Consider the following 3,644-nt stretch of genomic DNA (forward strand, 5'->3'; position numbering starts at 1 on the left):
AGCGCGTCGCAGACCGCGAGGTCACGCTTGCCGAGCAGGAACCCGACCGCGGCGGCATTGGTGAGGTAGCCGCTGGCGGTCACCAGCGCGGCCTCGGTGTCGTAGACGCGGGCGATCTCGGCTTCCAGCTCACGATAGATCGGCAGTTCGCCCGCCACGATGCGCACCGCGGCGGCGGAGGTGCCGTACTGGTCGATCGCGTCCTTGGCGGCCTGCCGTACCCGTGGGTCGGCGGCCAGGTCCAGGTAGCCGAAGCTGCTGAAGTTCACCACGTCCCGGTCGGCCATCCTGGTCACCGCACCGCTGACGCCCTCGTGCGGCAGGTAGTACGGGTTGACCAGGCCGACCTGGTTCACCCAGGCGTCGAACCGGCCGAATCGCTGCCCGGCTTCGAGCACGCCGGGGTGGTCGCGGAAGGACGTGTGCGCGACTCCGCGCGGCGCGCTGTTGCCATTGACGCCGGTCGCGGTAGGGGTGGCGGAACCATTCGCGGCCCGCGCGCCGTTGGTCGTCGCCGGGGCGGCGCCGGTCTCGCCGCTCGCGTGCCTGGCCAGCAGTGCGCGGGCCAGTACCCTGGGGTTGTTGTCCGTCATTCGTCCTCGCTCCTCGCCGCGCGCTCTTCTTCCTGGGCAATCTGCTCGGCAATCCGCGCGCCGAGCCCGCGCAACGTCAGTCCGATCACGGCGAGCACGGACAGCTGGGTGCCGAGCACCTGCACCACGCGGGCGCCGAACTCCATGCCCATCAGCGAGTCCATGCCGAGTTCGGGCAGCGGGGTGTTCAGGTCCACCGTCTCGGCGTCGACGCCGAGCACCGCGGCGAGCTGTTCGGCGAGCAGATAGGCCACCACCTCCCCGCGCTGCTCGACACCCAGCTGGAGGATCTCCGCTCGCAGCGCACCCGCGCCCGCCGCCCCGCCGCCCGCGGCCGCCACCTGCTCGGCGAAGCGCGGCGTGCGGGTGGACGGGCGGTGCGCCAGCGCCCACTGGCTCCAGTCCACGTCGAACAGCACGATCTGCGGCAGGTCCAGCCGCAGGCACTCGCCGAGCAGCTCGGTGGCCACGTCCATGTCCACCGAGCGGTAACCGGTCATCTCCGCGTACCGGCTGACCGCCTCGTAGTCGGCCATCCCGCCGCCACCGCTCATGAAGCCCCAGTTCACCGCCAGTGCGGCGGCGCCACGGGCGCGGCGGGCGGCGGCGATCATGTCCAGCACGGAATTGGCGGCCGCGTAGCCGAATTGCGGCGAGATGCCGACGATGCTGCTCGCCGAGGAGAACAGCACGAACATGTCGAGGTCGATGCCGGCGGCGGTGACGGCGGTGTCCAAGTTGACCGCGCCGGCGACTTTGGGCCCGAAGATCTCCGCCAGCGATTCCGCGGTGATCTGCGGGATCTCCAGGTTGTTCACCACACCGGCCGCGTGGAACACCCCGCGCAGCGGACGCCCGCTGGACTGGATGCGTTCGACCAACGCCGCGACGGCGTGGTAGTCGGCCATGTCGAGGCGTTCTTCGACGACTTCCGCACCGGCGGCGGCGAATTCGGCGATCGCGGCGCGAGCCGTGTCCGTGGTGGCACCGCTGCGCCCGGCCAGCACCAGGCGCCGCGCGCCGAGCCGGACCAGCCAGCGCGCGGTGGCCAGGCCGAACGCGCCGAAGCCGCCGGTGACCAGATAGCTGGCCTCCGGGTCGATCGGCAGGCCGGGCCGCGCGGCCAGCACCGTCGGCTCCGGTTCGCGCAGGTCCAGCACGACGCGGCCGATCTGCTTGGACCGCACCACGGTTTCGAACGCCTCGGCGGTGGAATCGAGGGTGAACGCGCTGTAGGGGAGGTAGTCGTAGGTGCCGTCGTTCAGGGCGTCCATCGCCCGCCGTGCCGCGCGACGGACCAGTTCGGGGCGCACGGCCAGGGCGCGGTCCATGTCCACCGCGAAGAACGACAGGTTCCGGTCGAACGGGCGCAGGTCGATCGTGCCGCCGCCGTAGATGTCGGCCTTGCCGATCTCGATGATCCGGCCGAATTCGGCGGCCGCCCGCAGATTCTGCTGGAGGATCTCGCCGGGGGAGGAGTTGTAGACCACGTCGACGCCGCGTCCGCCGGTCAGCGCGAGCACGTCGTCGACGAAGCTGATCGAGCGCGAGTTGACCACCTCGTGCGCGCCCGCCCCCGCGGCCACCGCGCGGCGTTCGTCCGAGCCCGCCGACGCGATGACCCGCGCGCCGAGGCGCACCGCCACCTGGACCGCGGCCATGCCCATGCCGCCCGCCGCGCCGTGCACCAGCACCGTCTCCCCGGGCCGCAGGTGAGCGAGCTCGCCGAACGCGAATTCGGCGGTGAGGAAGGGCAGCACCGAGCTGGAGTGGCACGGGTCGAGCACCGAGTCGGGGTAATCGAGGGGCATGGTGGCGCCCTCGTCGGGCCGGAGGGTGACGTGGCGGCGCACCAGATCCCTGGCGCACACCGACATCTGATCCCCGACGGCGACCTCGGTCACCCCGGGCCCGACCCGCTCGACCACGCCGAACCCGTCCATGCCCAGCTCGGTGCCGAAATACGTGCCGGCCAGCTCCTTTTCGGTGAGCACGCCGAGCACCTTGAGCGCGTCCTTGAAGTTGAGGCCCACCGCGTCCATGCGGATCTCGACCTCGCCGGGACCGGGCGCCACGCGCTCGACCGCGCGCCAGGCCAGGTCCGACAGCAGCCGCGAGCGCGGCATCTCCAGACGGAAGGAGGCCTGCGGGTCGGTCAGCGGGGCGGCCTCGTCCCAGGCCGCCAGATGTTCGCGCAAGGACTTGCGCAGGTGCAGCGCCCAGCACGCCCCCGCGCGCAGCGCGACTTCGTCGGCGCGTCCGTCGCCGAGCACCTGTTCGACGATGTCGGCGGCGCGCGTGGCCGGTTCGATGTCCACCAGTCGCCACTGCACCGCGGGTTGCTCGTTGCGCAGGGTCCGCCTGGCGCCGGTGAGCGCGGCCTGCGCGGGATGCGCGAACGCGTCGATCGGCAGGCAGAACGCCTGCTCGGTGACCACCACCGCGCGCACCTCGGCGGCCGTGGCGTCGTCGTCCTCGGCGCCCACGACCAGCTCGCCGATCGCCTTGGCGACCAGCGCGAGACCGTAGGCGTTGGGCACCGCGTCCAGTTCGGCGCCGGACACCACGACGAGGCGGCTGCGCGTCACGCCGGGCCGTTCGCGGGCGGCGCGCAGGGTCGCGAGGACGCGATCCGCGGCGCCGGGTTCCTCCGGCGCCAAAGTGAGGATCTCCGAAGCGGCACGGGCGCTGGCGATCTCCTTCGCGCGCTGGGAGACGGTGCTGCCCAGGCTGACCACGAGCAGGAACTCCGCCCCGTCCGCGGGTTCGTCGGCGGTCGCGATGTCGTCGACGATGGACCACACCGGCTCGTAGAACAGGCCGTCGAGGTGGTCGTGCAGGTCCGGCTCGGCCGCGAGGCCGGTGAACCGCACGCCGGAAAGGGCCAGCGCCACAGCGCCGTCCGGGGCGGCGACGGTGATGTCGGCGCACAGCGGGTCACCGTCGACCCGGCGCACCAGCACGACCGCCTGTTCGGGCAGCGGCCCGGTCCAGCGGACTCCGGCGACCGAGGACGGCACCACGACGCTCGACCCGTGGGCGGTCTGAGCG

Annotated in this window: 1 protein-coding gene and 1 pseudogene; both read right to left on the minus strand. The window is 72.5% G+C overall.

Annotated elements, in window-relative coordinates; all coding sequences use genetic code 11:
* Nucleotides 1-593 (minus strand): annotated as a pseudogene (locus ON27_RS19690) (aminotransferase class I/II-fold pyridoxal phosphate-dependent enzyme); the annotation flags it as partial.
* Nucleotides 590-3,644: SDR family NAD(P)-dependent oxidoreductase (locus ON27_RS19695; RefSeq protein ID WP_043729490.1), on the minus strand; the 3,055-nt coding region annotated here is incomplete at its 5' end. The pseudogene ON27_RS19690 and the gene ON27_RS19695, both read right to left, overlap by 4 nt.

The organism is Nocardia asiatica NBRC 100129 (assembly GCF_000308415.1).
GTDB lineage: Bacteria > Actinomycetota > Actinomycetes > Mycobacteriales > Mycobacteriaceae > Nocardia > Nocardia asiatica.